Origin of the sequence: Mesorhizobium sp. WSM4308, assembly GCF_002294905.1 — a bacterium.
In the GTDB taxonomy this organism is placed as follows: domain Bacteria; phylum Pseudomonadota; class Alphaproteobacteria; order Rhizobiales; family Rhizobiaceae; genus Mesorhizobium.
In genome coordinates, this window is the sequence record NZ_NSFW01000002.1 from 447,809 (window position 1) to 467,587 (window position 19,779).

General features: G+C 64.7%; 17 protein-coding genes. 13 read left to right on the forward strand and 4 right to left on the reverse strand.

Features of this window, described 5'->3' with window-relative positions:
- Nucleotides 1-2: 2 nt before the first annotated feature.
- Genes CK227_RS04980 through CK227_RS04990 form a run of 3 tightly spaced genes read right to left on the reverse strand, consistent with a single transcriptional unit; the run spans nt 3 to nt 5,301 of the window.
- On the reverse strand, nt 3-3,098 hold the full coding sequence (locus tag CK227_RS04980) for an efflux RND transporter permease subunit (protein ID WP_095771805.1): 3,096 nt from the start codon (nt 3,096-3,098) through the stop codon (nt 3-5).
- On the reverse strand, nt 3,098-4,168 hold the full coding sequence (locus CK227_RS04985) for an efflux RND transporter periplasmic adaptor subunit (RefSeq protein ID WP_095771806.1): 1,071 nt from the start codon (nt 4,166-4,168) through the stop codon (nt 3,098-3,100). The genes CK227_RS04980 and CK227_RS04985 overlap by 1 nt, the downstream gene beginning before the upstream one ends.
- Entirely contained in the window at nt 4,165-5,301 is a 1,137-nt protein-coding gene (locus tag CK227_RS04990; protein WP_245318073.1) for an efflux RND transporter periplasmic adaptor subunit, read from the reverse strand. The genes CK227_RS04985 and CK227_RS04990 overlap by 4 nt, the downstream gene beginning before the upstream one ends.
- Before the next feature lie 236 nt (nt 5,302-5,537).
- Between CK227_RS04990 and CK227_RS04995 the strand changes: the two genes are divergently transcribed.
- Nucleotides 5,538-6,815, forward strand: a complete 1,278-nt coding sequence (locus CK227_RS04995; RefSeq protein WP_095771966.1) for a 4-aminobutyrate--2-oxoglutarate transaminase — start codon at nt 5,538-5,540, stop codon at nt 6,813-6,815.
- A gap of 118 nt (nt 6,816-6,933) precedes the next feature.
- Here CK227_RS04995 and CK227_RS05000 read toward each other — a convergent pair whose 3' ends face one another.
- Complete coding sequence (locus tag CK227_RS05000) at nt 6,934-8,187, reverse strand: FAD-dependent oxidoreductase (protein WP_095771808.1); 1,254 nt, start codon at nt 8,185-8,187, stop codon at nt 6,934-6,936.
- Between the two features lie 434 nt (nt 8,188-8,621).
- On the opposite strand from CK227_RS05000, the gene CK227_RS05005 reads away from it, so the two are divergent.
- The 12 genes from CK227_RS05005 (at nt 8,622) to ybeY (ending at nt 19,762) form a co-directional block, all read left to right on the forward strand.
- Nucleotides 8,622-9,911 (forward strand): imelysin family protein, encoded by a 1,290-nt coding sequence (locus CK227_RS05005; protein WP_095771967.1) that lies wholly within the window; start codon nt 8,622-8,624, stop codon nt 9,909-9,911.
- Nucleotides 9,912-10,023: 112 nt separating this feature from the next.
- Nucleotides 10,024-10,335, forward strand: a complete 312-nt coding sequence (locus CK227_RS05010; RefSeq protein WP_095771809.1) for a (2Fe-2S)-binding protein — start codon at nt 10,024-10,026, stop codon at nt 10,333-10,335.
- Entirely contained in the window at nt 10,301-10,786 is a 486-nt protein-coding gene (gene bfr, locus CK227_RS05015; RefSeq protein WP_019863056.1) for a bacterioferritin, read from the forward strand. The genes CK227_RS05010 and bfr overlap by 35 nt, the downstream gene beginning before the upstream one ends.
- A gap of 12 nt (nt 10,787-10,798) precedes the next feature.
- Nucleotides 10,799-12,400: a di-heme oxidoredictase family protein gene (locus CK227_RS05020; RefSeq protein WP_095771810.1), complete on the forward strand. Its 1,602-nt coding sequence runs from the start codon at nt 10,799-10,801 to the stop codon at nt 12,398-12,400.
- Entirely contained in the window at nt 12,400-13,479 is a 1,080-nt protein-coding gene (locus tag CK227_RS05025) for an imelysin family protein (protein ID WP_095771811.1), read from the forward strand. Before CK227_RS05020 ends, CK227_RS05025 begins: the two co-directional genes overlap by 1 nt.
- A gap of 2 nt (nt 13,480-13,481) precedes the next feature.
- Nucleotides 13,482-14,585, forward strand: a complete 1,104-nt coding sequence (locus tag CK227_RS05030) for a DUF1513 domain-containing protein (RefSeq protein ID WP_095771812.1) — start codon at nt 13,482-13,484, stop codon at nt 14,583-14,585.
- A 96-nt stretch (nt 14,586-14,681) separates the two neighbouring features.
- Nucleotides 14,682-15,359, forward strand: coding sequence for a tRNA (adenosine(37)-N6)-threonylcarbamoyltransferase complex dimerization subunit type 1 TsaB (gene tsaB, locus CK227_RS05035; protein ID WP_095771813.1), 678 nt, complete (start codon nt 14,682-14,684; stop codon nt 15,357-15,359).
- On the forward strand, nt 15,359-15,853 hold the full coding sequence (gene rimI, locus CK227_RS05040; RefSeq protein ID WP_010913305.1) for a ribosomal protein S18-alanine N-acetyltransferase: 495 nt from the start codon (nt 15,359-15,361) through the stop codon (nt 15,851-15,853). Before tsaB ends, rimI begins: the two co-directional genes overlap by 1 nt.
- A gap of 27 nt (nt 15,854-15,880) precedes the next feature.
- The gene (locus CK227_RS05045) at nt 15,881-16,681 is read left to right on the forward strand and encodes a 1-acyl-sn-glycerol-3-phosphate acyltransferase (protein ID WP_095771814.1); all 801 of its coding nucleotides are present in this window, start codon (nt 15,881-15,883) and stop codon (nt 16,679-16,681) included.
- A gap of 75 nt (nt 16,682-16,756) precedes the next feature.
- Complete coding sequence (miaB, locus tag CK227_RS05050; protein WP_095771815.1) at nt 16,757-18,166, forward strand: tRNA (N6-isopentenyl adenosine(37)-C2)-methylthiotransferase MiaB; 1,410 nt, start codon at nt 16,757-16,759, stop codon at nt 18,164-18,166.
- A gap of 83 nt (nt 18,167-18,249) precedes the next feature.
- The gene (locus tag CK227_RS05055) at nt 18,250-19,242 is read left to right on the forward strand and encodes a PhoH family protein (protein WP_245318074.1); all 993 of its coding nucleotides are present in this window, start codon (nt 18,250-18,252) and stop codon (nt 19,240-19,242) included.
- A 19-nt stretch (nt 19,243-19,261) separates the two neighbouring features.
- A complete protein-coding gene (gene ybeY / locus CK227_RS05060) occupies nt 19,262-19,762 on the forward strand; it encodes an rRNA maturation RNase YbeY (protein WP_095771817.1) in 501 nt (166 codons plus the stop codon).
- Nucleotides 19,763-19,779 lie beyond the last annotated feature (17 nt).

Sequence of the window (19,779 nt, forward strand, 5' to 3'; positions counted from 1 at the left end):
CGTCAGGCCGCTCCGCCCTCAGGCAAGGCTTCGCTGTGTCCAGCTTGGCTCGATTGCTTCGGCTCCTTGATCCTGAACCACGTCACATAAAGCGCCGGCAGGAACAGCAGCGTGATCGCCGTGCCCGCGATGATGCCGCCCATCATGGCATAGGCCATCGGACCCCAGAACACTTCGCGTGCGATCGGGATGAGCGCCAGGCTGGCGGCGGCCGCCGTCAGCGCGATCGGCCGCATGCGGTGTTCGGTCGCCTCGATGACGGCCGCCCAGCGATCCTTGCCCTCGGCGACAAGGTCCTCGATCTGCACGATCAGGATGACCGAGTTGCGTATCAGGATGCCGATCAGCGCCAGCACGCCAAGGATGGCGACGAAGCCGAGCGGCGCGCCGCTCGGCACCAGGGCTGCGACCACGCCGATCAGCCCGAGCGGCGCCACCGCCACCACCAGGAACAGGCGCTGGAAGCTCTGCAACTGGATCATCAGGATCGTGGCCATGACGAAGAGCATCAGCGGCACCACGGCCGCGATCGGACCCTGGCTCTTGGCGCTTTCCTCGACCGAGCCCGCGGTCTCGACAGAATAGCCCGGCGGCAGCTTGGCGATAAAGGCATCGACCGATGGCTTCAGCTCGTTGACCACGGTGGCCGGCAGCACGTCGCCGACCAGTCCGGCGCGCACGGTGATCGTCGGAATGCGGTCGCGTCGCCATACTGTCGGCTGCTCCAGCTCGTAGCGGAAGTTGGCCACCGCCGCGAGCGGGATCGCCTCGCCGGTGCTGGTCGGCAACTGCATGTTCTGCAGCGTCCCGATCGAGCCGCGTTCGGCATCGCGTGAGCGCGCCACGACATTGATCAGATAGGTGGCGTCGCGCACCTGCGTGATGGTGGCGCCGCCGACCGTGCTGTTCAGCGCGCTGGCGATGTCGGAAGAGGTGATGCCGAGCTGGCGGGCCTTGTCCTGCAGCACGTCGACCCTCAGCACGCGTTGCGGCTCGTTCCAGTCGAAGGTGGGTGCTGCCAGCTTCGGATTGGTCGAGATCACGCCGGCGAATTGTTGCGCCAGCTCGCGCACCGTCTGGATGTCGGGACCACCGACGCGGTACTGCACCGGACGGCCGACAGGCGGCCCGAGCTCGAGCAGCTTGACGAAGGCGTCGGTGCCGACAAATTGCTCGCGCAGCAGCTTTTCCAGCGCCGGCTTGACCCGGTTGCGCGCCTCGATGCTCTTGGTGACGATCACGGTCTGGCCGAAATAGGGGTTGGCCGGCTGCACGTCATAGGCCAGCACGAAGCGCACCGCGCCCTCGCCGATATAGGACGAGAAATGGTCGATATCGGGATTGCCGACCAGCGCCCGCTGCTCGAAGCGCTCCATCTGGTCGCGCGTCTCGGCGATCGAGGAATTCTGCGGCAGGTTCCAGTCGACGATCAGCTCGGGCCGGTCGGAGGGCGGGAAGAACTGCTGCTGGACGAGACCGAAGCCAGCGATCGAGGCGGCAAACAACAGCACCGTGGCGATGATGGTCAGCCAGTGGTGGCGCACCGAGCCGACAAGGACGCGCCGGAACAGCGAAGTGAAGCGTCCCGGCTGGTCATGGTGTTTCGTCTTCATCGTCGCCGGCAGGATGGTGACGCCGAGCAGCGGCGCGAACAGCACCGCCACGATCCATGACACCAAAAGCGACACGGCGATGACGACGAACAGCGTGAAAGTGTATTCGCCGGCAGCACTCGAATTGAGCCCGATCGGAATGAAGCCGGCGACCGTCACCAGCGTGCCGGTCAGCATCGGGAAGGCGGTCGAGGTGTAGACATAGGTGGCCGCCTTGCGCAGATTGTCGCCGACCTCCAGCCGCGCCACCATCATCTCGACGGCGATCATCGCGTCGTCGACCAAAAGGCCGAGCGCGATGATCAGCGCGCCGAGCGAAATGCGCTGCAGCGAAATGCCCAGATAGGCCATGACCGTGAAGGTGATGGCCAGCACCAGCGGGATCGACAGCGCCACGACAAAGCCGGCCCGCATGCCGAGGCTGATGAACGATACTGCGAGCACGATGGCCACCGCCTCGAACAAAGCGCGGGTGAAGCCCGAGACGGCCTCCTCGACGATGACCGGCTGGTCGGCGACCAGATGCACGCCGACACCGACCGGCAGGTCGGCCAGCACCTTGTTCATCTCCTCATGCAGCGCCTCCCCGAACTGCAGCAGATTGGCGTTGGGCTTCATGCCGATGGCGAGCCCGATGGCATCCTGGCCGTTGAACCGGAACAGCGCCGTTGGCGGATCGGCATAGCCGCGCGTGATCGTCGCCACGTCGCTCAGCCGGAAGAAGCGGTCGTTGACGCGCAGGTTGATGGCGCGAAGGCTGTCCTCGGAGGTGAACTGGCCGCCGACGCGCACGCTGATGCGCTCCGGTCCGGACTGGATGACGCCGGACGGTGTGATCGCGTTCTGCGCCTGCAGGCTTGCCACGATCGCCTGCTGGTTGAGGCCGAGGGCGGCGATCTGGCGGGTCGAGAATTCGAGATAGATGGCTTCGTCCTGCGCGCCGACGAGATCGACCTTGCCGGCATTCGGCACGGTCAGGATCTTGGCGCGGACATCCTCAACATAGTCGCGCAATTGGCGCGGCGTCAGCCCGTCCGATGTGAAGGCGTAGATGTTGCCGTAGACATCGCCGAAGCGGTCATTGAAGAACGGCCCCTGCACGCCTTGCGGAAACTGTGCCTTGATATCGTTGACCATGTTGCGCACCTGAATCCAGTTCGGCACGACATCGCGCGCCTTGGTGGTGTCCTTCAGGTTGACGAAGATGACGGTCTGGCCGGCGGTGGTGACGGATTTGGTGTAGTCGAGGCTGTCGAGTTCCTCGAGCTTCTTCTCGATGCGGTCGGTGACTTGCTGCAAGGTCTCCTTGACCGACGCGCCCGGCCAATTGGCCTGGATGATCATCGTCTTGATGGTGAAGTTGGGGTCTTCCTCACGGCCGAGATTGAGGTAGGAGAAGATGCCGGCCACCACGAAGACCAGCATGAAATACCAGACCATGGAGCGGTGGCTGAGCGCCCAGTCGGAGAGATTGAAGCCCTTCATCAGACGCCGCCCTCCGGCACTTTGACCTTCTGACCGTCGCTCAGGCTGTGGACGCCTGCGGTGACGACGCGCATGCCGGCCTCCAGCCCTTCGGCGACGGTAAAGGTTGCGGCACCCTTGGCGGCCACCTTGATCTCTTTCGTGCTCACGCTCGATGTCTGCGGATCGACGATCCACACCTTGTCCGCACCGTTCTTTTCCAGCAGCGCCGAGATGGGCAGTTCGATCGTCGGCGCCACCTTGGTCACGCGGGTCGCCGTCACCGTCGAGCCGAGCCGGAAGGCCTGCGGCGGATCGGTGAGCGTCAGCTTGACGCGCCGGGTGCGGGTCGAGCCCTCGGCCTGCGGCGCGATCTCGCGCAGCTTGGCCTGGGTCTCGATCGTCGGCAGCGACTGCAGGATGACCTGGAACGGCGTGCCGGCCGTCAGATCGCCGGTCAACTGATCGGGAATATCGACCACGGCTTCGCGCAGATCCGAGCGTGCCACGGTGACGACCGTCTGGCCGGCCGAGACGGTCTGCCCGACCTCGGCGCCGACAGCGGTGACGACGCCGTCGAAATCCGAGAACAGCCTGGCGTAGCCAAGCTGCTCCTGCGATTTGGCTAGCGAAGCCTTGGCCCGTTCGACATTGGCTTCCGCGGCCTTGCGTGCCTGCTGGGCGGCGTCGAAGACGGCCTGCGAGGCGTTGGCCGAGGCAAGCAGCTGGCGCTGGCGCTCCTCGCTGGCGGCTGCGTTGGCGAACTGGGCCTCGGCATTGGAGAGCTCGGCCTTGGCTGCTTGTACCGCCAGCTCCAGCGCGGTCGGGTCGAGTGCGGCGATCGTCGTGCCCTTGCTGACGATGTCGCCGACCTTGACGTCGCGCGAGACGACCCGGCCAAGCAGGCGGAAGGCAAGGTCGGCGCTGACCTGCGGCTCGACCGAGCCGGCAAAGCCGAAGGTCTGCGTGGTGCGCGGCTCGACCACTATCGACAGGACCGGCCGGATGACCTCCGGCGGCTTTTCCTCCGATTTCGAGCAGGCGGTGAGCGCGCCAAGCGCGAACAGGCCAAGCATGACAGGCCGGTTCATTGGGCCGCTCCCGATATCTCGACCGTCTGGCCAGGACTGAGCAACTGCCCGCCCGCGGTCACGACGCTCTGGCCCTCGTTCAGTCCGCTGGTGATGACGACCGTGCCTGAATCGAAGGCCTGCACCTCGACCGGCGTCGGCGCCACCGCCTTGGTCGAGGGGTCGACGATCCACACCGCCGGCTTGCCGGCGCTGGATGTCAGCGCCTGCCAGGGCAGCAGGATCGCCTTCGATGGCTTGGCGCTGACCGAGCCGATGACGGCCGCCCCCAGCGGCATGCCGGCTGGCGTGTCGGCAATGCCGACCTTGACCCGGATCGAACCGGAAGCCTGGTCGACCGCCGGCGAGATTTCGCGCACCTTGCCTGTCGCCCGGACCTGCGGGTCGGACAACAATGTGATCGTCACCGCCGGCGAGGCCGGCGTCCTGGCGACCAGCGTCTCCTGCACGTTGAACACCGCATCGCGGTCACCGTCCTCGGCGACGGTGAAGACGGTTTGTGCCGCCTGCACTACCTGGCCGGTTTCGACCTGGCGGGCGGTGATGACGCCGGCGGCACCCGCCTTGAGCTCGGTGAAGGACAGATTCTGCTGGGCGTTGGCGAATGCGCTCTGCGCGGCATCGACGCTGCCTTGCGCCACCTTCAGCGCCTGGTCGGCGGCGTCATAGTCGCGCCTTGTGGTGAAGCCCTGGGCAAGCAGCGTCTTCTGCCGGTCGAAGGCGGCGGCGGACTGGGTCAGCTGCGCTCGTGCTGCATCGAGATCGGCCTGTGCGGAACGCAGGTCGGATTGCTGCTCCTGCGGATCGATGCGGGCAAGCACCACCCCCTGGTCGACATGCTGGCCGACATCGACAAGCCGCTCGGCAATGCGGCCGCCAACCCTAAACGACAGATTGTTCAGCGTGCGCGCGGCGATCACCCCGGTCAGCGAGGTTCTCGGCGCATAGTCGGCCATCGCCACCGTTTCGGTACGCACCATGATCGGCAGTTTCTTGTCCGCCGCTTCCTGCTTCTGGCAGCCGGCCAGCAGCAATGCGGCTGCGCAGGCGCACACTGCCGAGGCAATTGGAAATGACAAAAGGCTGGAGGTTTTGACGGATGGCGGCGAGACGGACGATGTCGCGTTCCTCATCATGGGCTCCCCCAGCCGCAGGTCGCTGATCGCGATGCCTCGCGGATGTCGGGAGGATAATCGATCCCCGCAAAAAGGAAACCGGCCTCGTACGCGTATCGTCCGACTGGTTAAGGCCCGCATCTTCTCGTCGCAGGCCCAATCGCCCGCCGGTGGTGCCGACTTGAGGAAAACGTGAAATAAGGTCAGAAGACACCTGATCAACGAGGACGGGCGCCGGCCCGATGAGGGATATCATGAAGAATTCAGCCATTTCCGAACGCAAAAACCAGTCGATCTCGCGCGGCGTCGGCATGACAACGCAAATCTATGCCGACCGGGCCGAAAATTCGGAAATCTGGGATGTCGAAGGCCGTCGCTATATCGACTTTTCCTCTGGCATCGCCGTCGTCAACACCGGCCACCGCCATCCCAGGGTGATCGAAGCGGTCAAGGCGCAGCTCGACCGATTCACCCACACCTGCCATCAGGTCGTGCCCTATGAAAGCTATGTCAGGCTGGCCGAGCGGCTGAACGCAATGCTGCCCGGCAAGTTCGACAAGAAGACCATCTTCGTCACCACCGGCGCCGAGGCGGTCGAGAACGCAATCAAGATCGCCCGCAATGCCACCGGACGCCCGGCCGTCATCGCCTTCGCCGGCGGCTTCCATGGTCGCACCTTCATGGGCATGGCGCTGACCGGCAAGGTCGTGCCCTACAAGGTCGGCTTCGGCGCCATGCCGGGCGACGTCTATCACGCGCCGTTCCCGGTGCCGCTGCACGGCGTGTCGGTTGCCGATTCGCTTGCCGCACTCGACCGGTTGTTCAAGGCCGATGTCGATCCGGCCCGCGTCGCCGCCATCATTGTCGAGCCGGTTCAGGGCGAGGGCGGTTTCTACGAGGCGCCGCGCGAATTCCTGACCGCGCTGCGCAAGCTCTGCGACCAGCACGGCATGCTTTTGATCGCCGACGAGGTGCAGACCGGCTTTGCCCGCACCGGCAAGATGTTCGCGATGGATCACCACGACGTCGCGGCCGACATCACCACAATGGCCAAGAGCCTGGCCGGCGGCTTCCCGCTGTCGGCCGTCACCGGCCGCGCCGAGATCATGGATGCGCCCGGCCCCGGCGGCCTCGGCGGCACCTATGGCGGCAGCCCGATCGGCGTTGCGGCCGCGCATGCCGTGCTTGATGTGATCGAGGACGAAAAGCTGTGCGACCGTGCCAACACGCTGGGCGCGCGGCTGAAGCAGCGCCTGCAGTCGATCCGCGACGACGTGCCCGAGATCGTCGATATAAGAGGCCTCGGCTTCATGAACGCGGTCGAGTTCAACGACGTCAAGAAGGGCCTGCCGTCGGCCGAGATCGCCAACGCCATCCGGCTGAAGGCGCTCGACAAGGGCCTGATCCTGCTGACCTGCGGCGTCTACGGCAACGTCATCCGTTTCCTCGCGCCGATCACCATCCAGGATGAGGTCATGAACGAGGCGCTCGACATACTGGAGAGCTCGATCCGTGAAGTCTGCGCTGCCTGAACCACCTTACCTCCCTCTGGTGGGGAGGTCAGACCGCAGGTCCGGGTGGGGGCATTGCGCCGACCCCCACCCCGCTGCTTCGCAGCGACCCCTCCCCACAAGGGGAGGGTAAGCGCGGCTATCCCGCAGCTCTTGCCGGCTCATCCTGCTGAAAGGCAGCCAGAGCCGCCTTCAACCCTTCGGGACCCATTGCCACGGTCTCCGGCGTCGGCGAGAAGCCGGCGCCGAGCATCTTGCGGCCAAGCATGTGGTCGCCGGGGCGGTTGACGGATTCGATGCCGAGCAACCGGTCGCCGGCATAATGGTAGATCGAGAACTTGTTGTCGGGCAGTTCGCCCAGCACGACTTGGCTGTCGCCGCCGGCGGTCAGTCCGACCATCTGCAGCTTCATGTCGCCAATATCGGACCAGAACCATGGCACCGCCGAATAGGCATCCGCGTGACCGGTGATCGTGCGCGCCGCGAGGCGGGCCTGGTCGGTGGCGTTCTGCACCGATTCCAGCCGCACATCGCCGCCGGTGAACCAGTGCCGGTAGGAGGCGACGTCGCCGATGGCCAGGATTTCTGGCACCGAACTGCGCATCTGGTGATCGACACGGATGCCGTTGGCGATGGCAAGGCCGGCGTCCTGCGCCAGTTCGACATTGGGCACGGCGCCGATGCCGACGATGACCATGCGCGCCGGCAGCCTTTCGCCTGACGAGGTGATCGCGGCGACGACATGGCCGTTTTCGCCTTCGAGGCTTGAAATCGAGGTGCCAGTCAGGATGCGCACGCCGGTCGCTTCCAGCCTTTGCCGGACATGGCTCGCCACCACCGGCGCCACGGCGCGGCCAAGCAGCCGGTCCACCGCTTCCACCACCGTCACCGTGCGGCCGGCCGCGCGCAGCGTCGCGGCGATCTCCAGCCCGATGAAGCCGCCACCGAGGATGACGACATCTTCGCTCCGTGCGCTCAGGTCGCGGATCCGCCGTGCATCGGCCAGCGAGCGCAGCGACAAGACGCCGGCCAGATCAGCGCCTGGCAGCGGCAGGAGGCGCGGGCGCGACCCGGTCGCCAGGATCAGATGGTCGAAGGCAAGCATGCCGCCGCCTGATATCTCCAGGCTGCGGCCGCCGACATCGATGCGCTCGATCCGCACGTCCGACCGGTAGTCGATGGCGCTGCCGGTATAGAAGGCCTCACCCCGAAGCGGTTGCGGCTTGGCCTCGGCATCCTTGATGAAGGTCTTCGACAGCGGCGGCTTATGGTAGGGCAGTTCGTTCTCGTCACTGATGAGGATCACCGGCCCGTCATAGCCGTCCTCGCGCAGACTGGCGGCCGCTTGCACGCCCGCATGACCCGCACCGACAATGACCACGCCGTTCTTCATCGCGTCCCAAATCCTGATTCGATCCTAGGATCTCTCGGCAGGTGGCAATTGTCTGGCGCCGCCGCAAGAGAGCGTTTGCGGGTCGCACCCGGAACGGCGGCTGTCAATCGTACAGTTCGACAGCGAAGCCGGCGCAGCCGAGGTGTAAAGTTGACTTCTGTAGTTTAGAATAATTCTAAACTATTGTTTCAATTGGCTTTTCCCGCAGATTTTCGTTGACTTCCATCGGCGTCGAAGCTTTATGGGACCCTGCGTATTGGCGCATCCCTTTGATGTCTGGGCCTTGAACCCGTTCGATTGGAGGCATTTTGGTGTCTTTCTTCCCTGAACCGCGCAATGGCGCGGCAAGTCTTGGCGCTTTTGGCAACGACGTGGCCCCGCGCCGGTCGCCGCGCGCGCCGCTTATGGAATTTCCGAGAAACTGGAGAGTGATGATGACAGCACGATATGGCGGCAGGCTGGCGGCGATTGGTGCCACGGCGCTGCTGACGGCGGCGGTGTTCGTGCTGCCTGCCAAGGCGGAAACCGACGCGAAAGCGGTCATCAGGACCTATTCCGACATCGCGCTTGCCAAATATGAGGATTCGTTGACCACGGCGCAGGCTCTCGACGAGGCGGTCGATGCGCTGCTGGCCAACCCGTCGGCGGAAACGCTCAATGCCGCCCGCGCCGCCTGGAAGGCATCGCGCGTTCCCTACCAGCAGACCGAGGTCTACCGCTTCGGCAACAAGATCGTCGACGACTGGGAAGGCGAGGTGAATTCCTGGCCGCTGGACGAAGGCCTGATCGACTATGTCGCCAAGAGCTACGGCACGGAATCGGACACGAATTCGCTCTATACGGCCAATGTGATCGCCAACAAGGAAATCGAGATCAACGGCAAGAAGGTCGATGCCTCGAAGCTTTCGCCGGAATTCCTCTCCGGCACGCTGCAGCAAGCCGGCGGCGTCGAGGCCAATGTCGCCACCGGCTATCACGCCATCGAATTCCTGCTCTGGGGCCAGGACCTGCACGGCACCGGCCCGGGCGCCGGCGAGCGCCCTTACACCGACTACGACCTCAAGAACTGCACCGGCGGCAATTGTGACCGCCGTGCCGAATATCTGAAGTCCGCCACCACCCTTCTGGTTTCGGACCTGCAGAAGATGGTCAACGACTGGAAGGCAGACGGGGCCGCACGCAAGAACCTCGCCGATGGCGAGCCGAACACGGCGATCTCGGTCATCTTCACCGGCATGGGCTCGCTGTCCTACGGCGAACTGGCCGGTGAACGCATGAAACTCGGCTTGATGCTGCATGATCCCGAGGAGGAGCAAGACTGCTTCTCCGACAACACCTACAATTCCCACCTCTATGATGCGATAGGCATCCGCGCCGCCTACCTGGCCAGCTACACGCGCCTCGACGGCACCGTCGTTTCCGGACCTTCGGTGCATGACATGGTCAAGGCGGCCGATCCTGCGATCGACAAGGAGCTGTCTGACAAGCTCGACGTCACCGTCGCCAAGATGGAGGCGATCAAGGCGCGGGCCGAGGCCGGCGAGGCCTATGACCAGCAGATCGCCGAGGGTAACGCTGCGGGCAACGCCACCGTGCAGGCGGCGATCGACGCCCTGATCGATCAGACCAAATCGATCGAGCGTGCCGTCGGCTCGCTGAAACTCAACGCCATCGCCTTCGAAGGCTCCGACAGCCTCGACGCACCCGACAAGGTGTTCAAGTAAGCGCCGAAACCTGGAGCCCGGTCGGAAGCTGATAATCGGCTTCGAAATGGGCTCCGGGACCAGAACAAGCCACACGGCGCGGGAGGCGCCGTCAGCCATCCGAGCCCTGTAAATGCTGATCTGCCATTGCAATGTCATCACCGAGAAGGAGATCGAGCAGACGATCATCGGGCTGCTGGACCTGGACCCCTGGCAACTCATCGTGCCGGCCAAGGTCTATCACGCGATGCAAAAGCGTGGCCGCTGTTGCGGCTGTTTCCCAAATGTGGTCGAAACGATCATTCGGGTTACCGAAAATTACCACGCCCGCTCGGAGGCGAGCGGCGCCGATGTCGTTTCACACCTGGATCGCGTCAGAGGCCTGCGCGTCCAATACGGGAGCAGAACCCATGAAGGGCGAAAGTCTGATCATCGAGCGGCTTAACGAGGCGCTTTTCCTGGAGCTTGGAGCCGTCAATCAATATTGGGTGCATTTCCGTCTGCTGGAGGATTGGGGGTACACGAAGCTGGCCAAGAAGGAGCGGGCGGAATCGATCGAGGAGATGCACCACGCCGACAGGCTCATCGCCCGGATCATCTTCCTTGAAGGCCATCCGAACCTGCAGTCCGTGGCGCCGCTGCGCATCGGGCAGAATGTCAAGGAAGTGCTCGAATCCGATCTTGCCGGCGAATATGACGCGCGCACGGCCTACAAGCGTTCGCGCGAAATCTGCCATGAGGTGGGCGACTACGTGACGATGAAACTGTTTGAGGATCTGCTGGCTGACGAGGAAGGTCACATCGACTTCCTCGAGACGCAGCTCGACCTGCTCGCCTCGATCGGCGAGGAGAAGTACGGCCAGCTCAACGCCGACTCGGCCAACGAGGCGGAGTAAAGGCATGCGGGAATGCGGCGCCTGCTAGAATTATCCCGCCGCTTGCGGCGGGCCGATGGCTCGCCGTTTCACCTGAAGAGACCAGCCGGACTGGCTCGTCGGCGCTGCACCATTCTCGTGTTGGCGCTGACATCGCCCGCGATTGCCGGCGAGCTTCAGCCGGCCGGACTCGCCACGACGCGCAGCGACCTCAATGCCAAGGATCAGGCGCGCGTCACCGCCGTCACCAGGTTGACCACGGATTTCTCCAAACCCGAGCCGTTCGAACTGATGCAAGGCGGCGCCGGCACGTCTGAGAAAGACGTCAGCCGCGACGCCTTCTCGCAATCCTCGGCCAACATCAGCTTCGAGCAACAGGGCACTTTCAAGCTCGGCGACGCCCTGTTCCGCAAGAACTGGGTGTCGTCGCCATCTTCGACGCAGGCGTCGGACGGGCTGGGTCCTCTGTTCAACGAACGCGCCTGCCAGAACTGCCATCTGAAGGACGGCCGCGGTCGCCCGCCGCAAGGCGATATCGGCACCACCTCGATGTTCCTGCGGCTGGCGCGCGACGCCAGCAGCGCCGACGAAAAGTCGGCCATTGCCGACCGCGATCTGCCCAATTTCCCTGACCCGGTCTATGGGACGCAGTTGCAGGAGCTGGCCGTGCCCGGCTTGCGCGGCGAAGGCCGGATGCGCGTCGATTATCAGGAACGGCAGGTGACGCTGGCGGACGGCACGGCGGTTTCCCTGCGCAAGCCCAGCTACTCCGTCACCGATCTCGCTTATGGGCCGCTTGATCCGCGTACCACGCTGTCGCCGCGCCTGACGCCGCCGATGATCGGCCTTGGCCTGATCGAGCAGATCGCGCCGGCTGACATTCTTGCTCATGCCGATCCGGAAGACCGCGACAATGATGGCATCTCCGGCAAGCCGAACATCGTGCGTGACGGGCTGAGTGGCGAACTGACGCTTGGCCGTTTCGGCTGGAAGGCACAGACCGCGACGATCCGCCAGCAGGCGGCGGACGCCTTCGCCGGCGACATCGGCATCTCGACGCCGGAACAACCAAAGCACTGGGGCGATTGCAACGCCGCACAGGCAAAATGCCTGGCCATGCCGAATGGCGTGCAGGCGCGCCTCGGTCCGGTCGAGGCGCCGCCGCCAGTGATGGCTCTCGTCACCTTCTATTCGCAGAACCTGGCGGTGCCGGCGCGGCGCGATCTCGCCGCGCCTGGCGCGCTCGCCGGCAAGAAGCTCTTTTACGAGATCGGCTGCGTTGCCTGCCACACACCGAAATTCGTCACTCGTCGCGATGCGCCCAACAAGGCGCAGGCCTTCCAGCTGATCTGGCCCTATTCCGATTTCCTGCTGCACGACATGGGACCCGACCTGGCCGACGGCCAGGCGGTGGGCGATGCGACGGGAAGCGAATGGCGCACGCCGCCGCTGTGGGGCATCGGCCTCACCGAAACCGTCAACGGCAATTCCTTCTTTCTGCATGATGGCCGCGCGCGCAGCCTGACCGAGGCGATCCTGTGGCATGGTGGCGAGGCGCGGAAGGCGCGCGACCGCTTTGCCGCCGCCAACGCGGCCGAGCGCGATGCGCTGGTCAAATTCCTGGAGTCACTGTGATGCTGAAGCGCTCTGCACTGGTTCTCGTTCTTCCGCTGGCTCTGCTCGGTGTTTTCCCGGCCTCGGCGGCGGTGAAAGCCTCCGACATCATCCAGCGGGCAATCGACGGCTTTGTCCGTCCGGCCTATGCCGATCTGCACCAGCATGCGGAGGCGTTGACGCATGCGATGCACAAGCTCTGTGAAGCGCCCTCGCAAGGGGAGCTGGATGCGGTGCGGGCCGAATTCTCGGCCACGGTCTATGCCTGGTCGTCGGCCGAAATCATCGGTTTCGGCCCGATCAAGGAGAACAATCGGCTGGAGCGCATCCTCTACTGGCCGGATCGCAAGAGCATAGGCCTGAAACAGGTGCAGGCGGCGCTGGCGGACAAGGATTCGACGGCGACCGATCCGAAACAACTGGCCGGCAAGAGCGTCGCCATGCAGGGGCTCGGCGCGCTGGAGTTCGTGCTTTTCGGCGACGGCGCCGACGCGCTGGCGGGCAAGGACGATCCCTATCGCTGCGCCTATGGCGCGGCGGTTGCCGGCAATATCGAAACCATGGCCGGTGACGTCAGCGCGGCCTGGAACAAGCCGGACGGCTTTGCCGCGCTTTGGGCCAATCCGGGACCGCAGAACGCGCTCTACCGCGACGGCAACGAAGCGGTCACCGAACTGGTCGGCGTTTTCATCAACGAGCTGGAGATGGTCAGGGATGTCCGCCTGAAAGGTTTCCTTGGCGGCAAGCCGGATTCGGACAAGCCGAAACAGGCAATCTACTGGCGCTCGCAAAACACCGCCAATGCGCTGGCCGGAAATCTCGCCGGCGTCGACGCGCTGTTCCAGGCCTCGAAACTTGGCGATGCGCTACCGCCCGATGCACGCTGGATGGCGGAGTCCATCCACATCCAGCTGGTCAACGGCGTCGCCACCGCGAAATCGATCCAGGGTCCGATCGACAAGACGCTCGCCGACCCCGCGCTGCGCGAAAAGCTCGAGCATTTCGCGCTGATCACCTCCAGCCTGTCGACCCTGATCGGCACCCGGCTGACCGCCGAATTCGGCCTGACCGCCGGGTTTTCGTCATTGGATGGGGACTGAGCATGCGCACGCCGCTCATCGATCGCCGGGATTTCCTGAGGGTTGCGGGCATCGGCTTCGCTGCCGCGATGGCGCCGTCGGCCTGGGCGAAGACGCTTGCTGTCGACGCCGTCTTCGCCACCGCTTTCCTCAAGCGCGACGGCGGTTTTGGCGCCGCCGTGCTGTCCGAGGCCGGCAAGGTGCTGCATGCGATCGACCTGCCCGATCGCGGCCACGACGTCGCTTTTGATCCCCTGTCGAAGCGCTCGGTGGTCTTCGCCCGCCAGCCCGGTACCTTCGCCGTCGTTTTCGATCATTCGGGCCGTGAGGCGCCGCAGACCATCGCCAGCATCGCCGGCAGGCATTTCTTCGGCCATGGCGTGTTCTCGCCCGACGGCGCCCTGCTCTATGCCACCGAGAACGATTTCGACAATGCGGCCGGCGTCGTCGGCGTCTACGATGCACGCGCGAAATTCAGTCGCATCGGCGAATTCCCGACCTTTGGCGTGGGCCCGCACGAACTCCTGCTCATGGGCGACGGCCGGACGATTGCGGTCGCCAATGGCGGCATCGAGACCCATCCCGATTATGGCCGCGCCGAGCTCAACATCGCTACCATGAAGCCGTCCTACGTGCTCATCGACCGCGTCACCGGCGACCTGATCGAAAGGCATGAATTGCCGGCTTCCCTGCACCAGCTGTCGATCCGCCACATGGATACCGACCCGTCCGGCACCGTCTGGTTTGGCTGCCAGTACCGGGGGCCGGGCACCGATCGTCCGCTGCTGGTCGGCCGCGCCGTGCGCGGCAAGGAGTTGCAGCTTCTCGACATGCCGCAGGACGTGCTGTCCGGCTTCCGCAACTATATCGGCTCGGTCGCCACCAACGCGACCGCCGGCACCGTCGCCGTCTCGTCGCCGGAAGGCAATTCGCTTGTCGTGATCGACGCGGCCAGCGGCCGGGTCGTCTCGTCCAGCGCGCTGGTCGAGGTCTGTGGCCTGGCGCCGGACGGATCGGGCTTCATGGCCACCACCGGCGCCGGCGAGATTATCGAGGGCAGCGGCGCGACACGGTCAGAGCCGGACTATGTCTGGGACAACCACATGCTGCGCATCGAACAGGTCTGACAGCGCGCTGGCGGAACCGAAGCCGCTTAACAAATTATGCTTGCGGTGGCGCGCCCTGGCGGGCACAGGGAAGTGTTTCTCGGAACCGGTCGTTTCATGAAAGTGCTTGCCATCGACTGTGCCGCCAGCCTCTGCGCCGCCTGCGTCTACGACGCGGCGGCCGGGCGAGAGCTTGGCCGTGCGGTGCTCGATCTCGGCAAGGGCCATGCCGAGCACCTGATGGCCGTCATCGCCGAGGCGCTGAAGGCCGCCGCAACCGACTACCCCGGCCTTGGCGCCATTGCCGTTTCCGTCGGCCCCGGTTCCTTCACCGGCCTGCGCGTCGGTGTCTCCACGGCGCGTGGCCTGGCGCTGGCGCTGAAAATCCCGGCGATCGGCGTGACGACGCTCGAAGCTTTGGCCGCCGAGGCCGCACTGGCATTTCCCGGCCGCGCCGTGCTGGCGGCGCTGGATGCCGGTCGCGAGGAAATCCATGCAGCACTGTACGATAGAGCGTTAGTTTTGACTTACGGTCCAGCAGTGACCACGCTGCCGGAGGTCAGTGCCTTGGCGAGGGAGACCTCTGCGGCGCTTGCCGGAACTGCGGCAGTGCAGATCGCCGAATCGGTGGGCCGGCGTTCCGATATCGGGCCTCAGACGGCGACCGCTGATGTTCTCACCTACGCCCGTCTGGCCGCCGCCAAAGGCGAGGGCGAAAGGCCGAAACCACTTTACCTGCGCGGCGCGGATGCAAAGCCGCAAGCCGGATTTATTCTTTCGAGGCAACAAAATTGATGCGCATACCTTTTCTGCAGCCGCGCCGCCGGGACTATGCTCTCGAGCCGCTCAGGATCACCGACAGCCCCGCGGTCTCGGTGCTGCATCGCGAGGACTTTGTCCGTCCGTGGACCGATGGCGAGTTCGCCGCCCTGCTCGAGCAGGACACCGTGTTCGGTTACGCCGCGCGCGAGACCGGGCAGGGGGCCAAGCCGCCCGTCGGCTTTGTGCTCGCCCGCCTGGCCGCCGGCGAGGGCGAGATCCTGACGGTCGCGGTGGCGCGATCGCACCGCCGCCAGGGACTGGGCTGGCAATTGATGGATGCGGTGCTGCGCGAACTGCACGCACAGCGCGCCGAAGCGCTGTTCCTCGAGGTCGACGAGACCAATGTCGCCGCCATTGCCCTCTACCGTCGTTTGGGCTTCCGCGAAGTCGGCAAGCGCCCGGACTACTACAAGTCGCCCGATCGCGGGCCGACCGGCGCGCTTGTCATGCGCCGCGATCTTCGCTAGCCAGAGGTCGGGTAGGGCCAGGACAGCATGATCGGAAAAATCAGGATTTTCCTGGCCTTGGGCCTTGTCGTCGCCGGCTCGCTGGTCCTGGTGCCATTGCAGATCCTGTCGATGAAGACCGGCTGGTGGCCGGAAACCGTCATTCTCAAGATCTGGCACCGGCTGATCCTCAGGGCGCTCGGCATGCGCGTCCATGTCAAGGGAACGCTGTCCGACAAGCGCCCCTTGCTGGTGGCCTCCAACCACATCTCGTGGACCGACATCATGGTGCTTGGGTCCTTTGCCGATGTGAAGTTCATCGCCAGGGCCGATATGGAAGGCTGGCCGCTGATCGGCATGCTGTCGAAACTGCAGCGAACCGTCTTCATCGAGCGCGAACGCAAGCGTTCTTCCGGCGACCAGGCAAGCGAGATCGCCAGTCGCATGGCCAAGGGCGATGCCATGGTGCTGTTTGCCGAGGGGTCGACCGGCGACGGCAATGCCGTCCTGCCGTTCAAGAGCACGCTGTTCGGTGCGGCCTCGATGGCGCTTTCGGAGGGCGCGGCCGAGCAGGTGTTCATCCAGCCGGTGGCGATCGCCTATACGCGCCTGCACGGCGTGCCGCTCGGCCGCCGCCATCGGCCGATCTCGGCCTGGATCGGCGACGAGGATCTGATGCCGCACCTCAAGGTGCTGATGGCGGAGGGCGCGCTCGACGTGGAAGTGCATTTCGGCGAACCGGTCGCCTTTGCCAAGGGCTCGAACCGCAAGGAAACGGCCAGGCTGATGGAAAGCCAGGTGCGCGGGATGATGCAGGCGGCACTCGCCGATCCGCGCCCGAGCCGCTAGCCTGGATCCTGCGCCTGCGCGTGCACGCCGAGAATCGTCTGTTTTTTGTCACGGAAAGGCGTTAGAAGCCGCCGGATGGACTTGAACACGATTGAAAGCGACGACATCGGCAGTGTGGCCGGACAGCCGGCAGTGCGCGCCAAGGCAGCGAAGAAGGTCTTCATCAAGACCTATGGCTGCCAGATGAACGTCTATGATTCACAGCGCATGGGCGATGCGCTGGCCGCCGACGGCTACACCGCGACCGATGCCATCGACGAGGCCGACCTGGTGCTGCTCAATACCTGCCACATCAGGGAGAAAGCGGCGGAGAAGGTCTATTCCGAGCTCGGCCGCATCCGCGACATGAAGGCGGAGCGCGCCATTGCCGGCCGCGAGATGCTGATCGGCGTCGCCGGCTGCGTGGCGCAGGCCGAGGGTGCCGAGATCATCAGGCGCTCGCCGGCCGTCGACCTTGTCATCGGGCCGCAGACCTATCACCGTCTGCCCGACGTGCTGGCGAGGGTGCGCGGCGGCGAGAAGATCGTCGAGACCGACTACGCCATCGAAGACAAGTTCGACCATCTGCCGCAGCCCAAGCGCGCCGAGGTCATCAAGCGCGGCGTCACCGCCTTCCTCACCGTGCAGGAAGGCTGCGACAAGTTCTGCACCTTCTGCGTCGTGCCCTATACAAGGGGCTCGGAAGTGTCGCGACCGGTGGCGCAGATCGTCGCCGAGGCCGAGCGGCTGGCGGAGGCTGGCGTGCGCGAGGTGACGCTGCTCGGCCAGAACGTCAATGCCTGGCACGGCCAGGGCGCGAACGGCGAGGAATGGGGCCTTGGCCGCCTGCTGTTCCGGCTGGCCGAAATTCCTGGACTGGCGCGGCTGCGCTACACCACGAGCCACCCGCGCGACATGGATGACGAGCTCATATCAGCCCACCGCGACCTGCCGTCGCTGATGCCTTATCTGCATCTGCCGGTGCAATCGGGGTCCGACCGCATCCTCAAGGCGATGAACCGCAGGCATACGGCCAGGGATTATCTGGCCCTGCTCGATCGCATCCGTGCCGCACGTCCCGATATCGCTTTGTCCGGTGACTTCATCGTCGGCTTCCCCGGCGAGACGGAGGCCGATTTCGAGGCGACGATGGACCTGGTGCGTCAGGTGAACTACGCCTCGGCCTTTTCGTTCAAATATTCGCCGCGCCCCGGCACGCCGGGCGCCGAAATGGCCGATCATGTGCCCGAAACAGTCAAGGACGAGCGCTTGCAGCGGCTGCAGGCACTGCTGTTGAAGCAACAGCAGGACTTCGGTTCCAGCCTGGTCGGCAGCACCATCGACACGCTGATCGAGAAGCCCGGCCGGCAGGCCGGCCAGAAGGTCGGCCGCTCACCTTGGCTGCAGCCGGTTATTGTTGATGAAAAGGCCGGCGAAATCGGTGACATTATCCAGGTGCGAATCACGAAGACGGGCTACAATAGCCTGTTCGCCGAATTGGCCTGATGGTCTCGGCAGATGAGGAGAGACGGTTGAGCGCAGCAGAGCTGAAGAACCTGCCCCCGGTACCGGCATCTGGGGCTTCTGACATGGCGCACATCGTTCTGACTTTCGACAACAACAAGCTTGCCAGCGCCCTTTACGGTCAGTTCGACGAGAACCTCGCCCGGCTCGAGCAGAAGCTCGGCGTCGACATCCGTTCGCGCGGCAACCAGCTGACCATCAAGGGGTCGGCTTCGGCCGCTGAACAGGCGCGCCGTGCCTTGGACAATCTCTATGGCATTCTGCAGAAGGGCGTCGATATCGGCCAGTCCGACGTTGACGGCGCCGTGCGCATGGCGGTCGCCGCCGACGATCAACTGACCCTGCCGACGCTGGAGCGCAAGGGCAAGGTCTCCGCTGCCCAGATCTCCACCCGCAAGAAGACCATCTATGCCCGTTCGCTGAACCAGGACGCCTATATGCGGGCCCTGGAGCGGTCGGAACTGGTGTTCGGCATCGGTCCGGCAGGCACCGGCAAGACCTATCTGGCGGTTGCGCATGCGGCGATGCTGCTCGAGCGCGGCATGGTCGAGCGCATCATCCTGTCGCGGCCGGCCGTCGAGGCCGGCGAGCGGCTGGGCTTTCTGCCCGGCGACATGAAGGAGAAGGTCGATCCCTATCTGCGGCCGCTCTATGACGCCCTCTACGATATGATGCCGGCCGACAAGGTCGAGCGCGCCATTGCCGCCGAAGTCATTGAAATCGCGCCGCTCGCCTTCATGCGCGGCCGCACGCTGGCGCATGCCGCGGTCATCCTCGACGAGGCGCAGAACACCACGCCGATGCAGATGAAGATGTTCCTGACCCGTCTCGGCGAGAATTCGCGCATGATCGTCACCGGCGATCCCACCCAGATAGACCTTCCCCCGAGCACGAAATCGGGCCTGGTCGAAGCCTTGCGCGTCCTCGACGGCGTGGCCGGCGCGGTCACCGTGCGTTTCAACGATGTCGATGTCGTTCGCCATCCGCTGGTGGCGGAAATCGTCAGGGCCTATGACCGCGACGCCAAGCTGGCGCGCGGCCTCGGCGCCGAGAATTGATTTTTGACGATGCCGCTTCATGCCTGAGGACAATTTATCCGGCGACGGGGAGCCTCCCGTCGACATCGATATATCGGTCGAAGCGGGTGATTGGCCCGATGAGGCAAGCCTGACACGGCTGGTCGATCGTGCGGTTGGCGCTGCTTTCACCGAGACCGGCGTGACTGGCCGTTCCGAACTCAGCGTCGTTTTTTCCGACGACGCTCATATACGTACGCTCAATGCCGAATGGCGGGGTAAGGACAAGCCCACCAACGTCTTGTCTTTCCCGGCTTTTCCGTTTGTACAAGGCGGCCCGCTGCCGCCGATGCTGGGCGATATCGTGCTCGCCGCCGAGACGGTTTCTCGCGAGGCGGCACTGGAAGACAAGCCAGTGCAGAACCATATCACCCATCTCGTCATCCACGGCCTGCTGCATTTGCTGGGCCATGATCACGAGACCGACGCCGAGGCTGAGGAGATGGAGGCCATCGAACGCGCAGCGCTCGCAAGGCTTGCCATTCCCGATCCCTACGCGTAACTACATCTGACAATTGA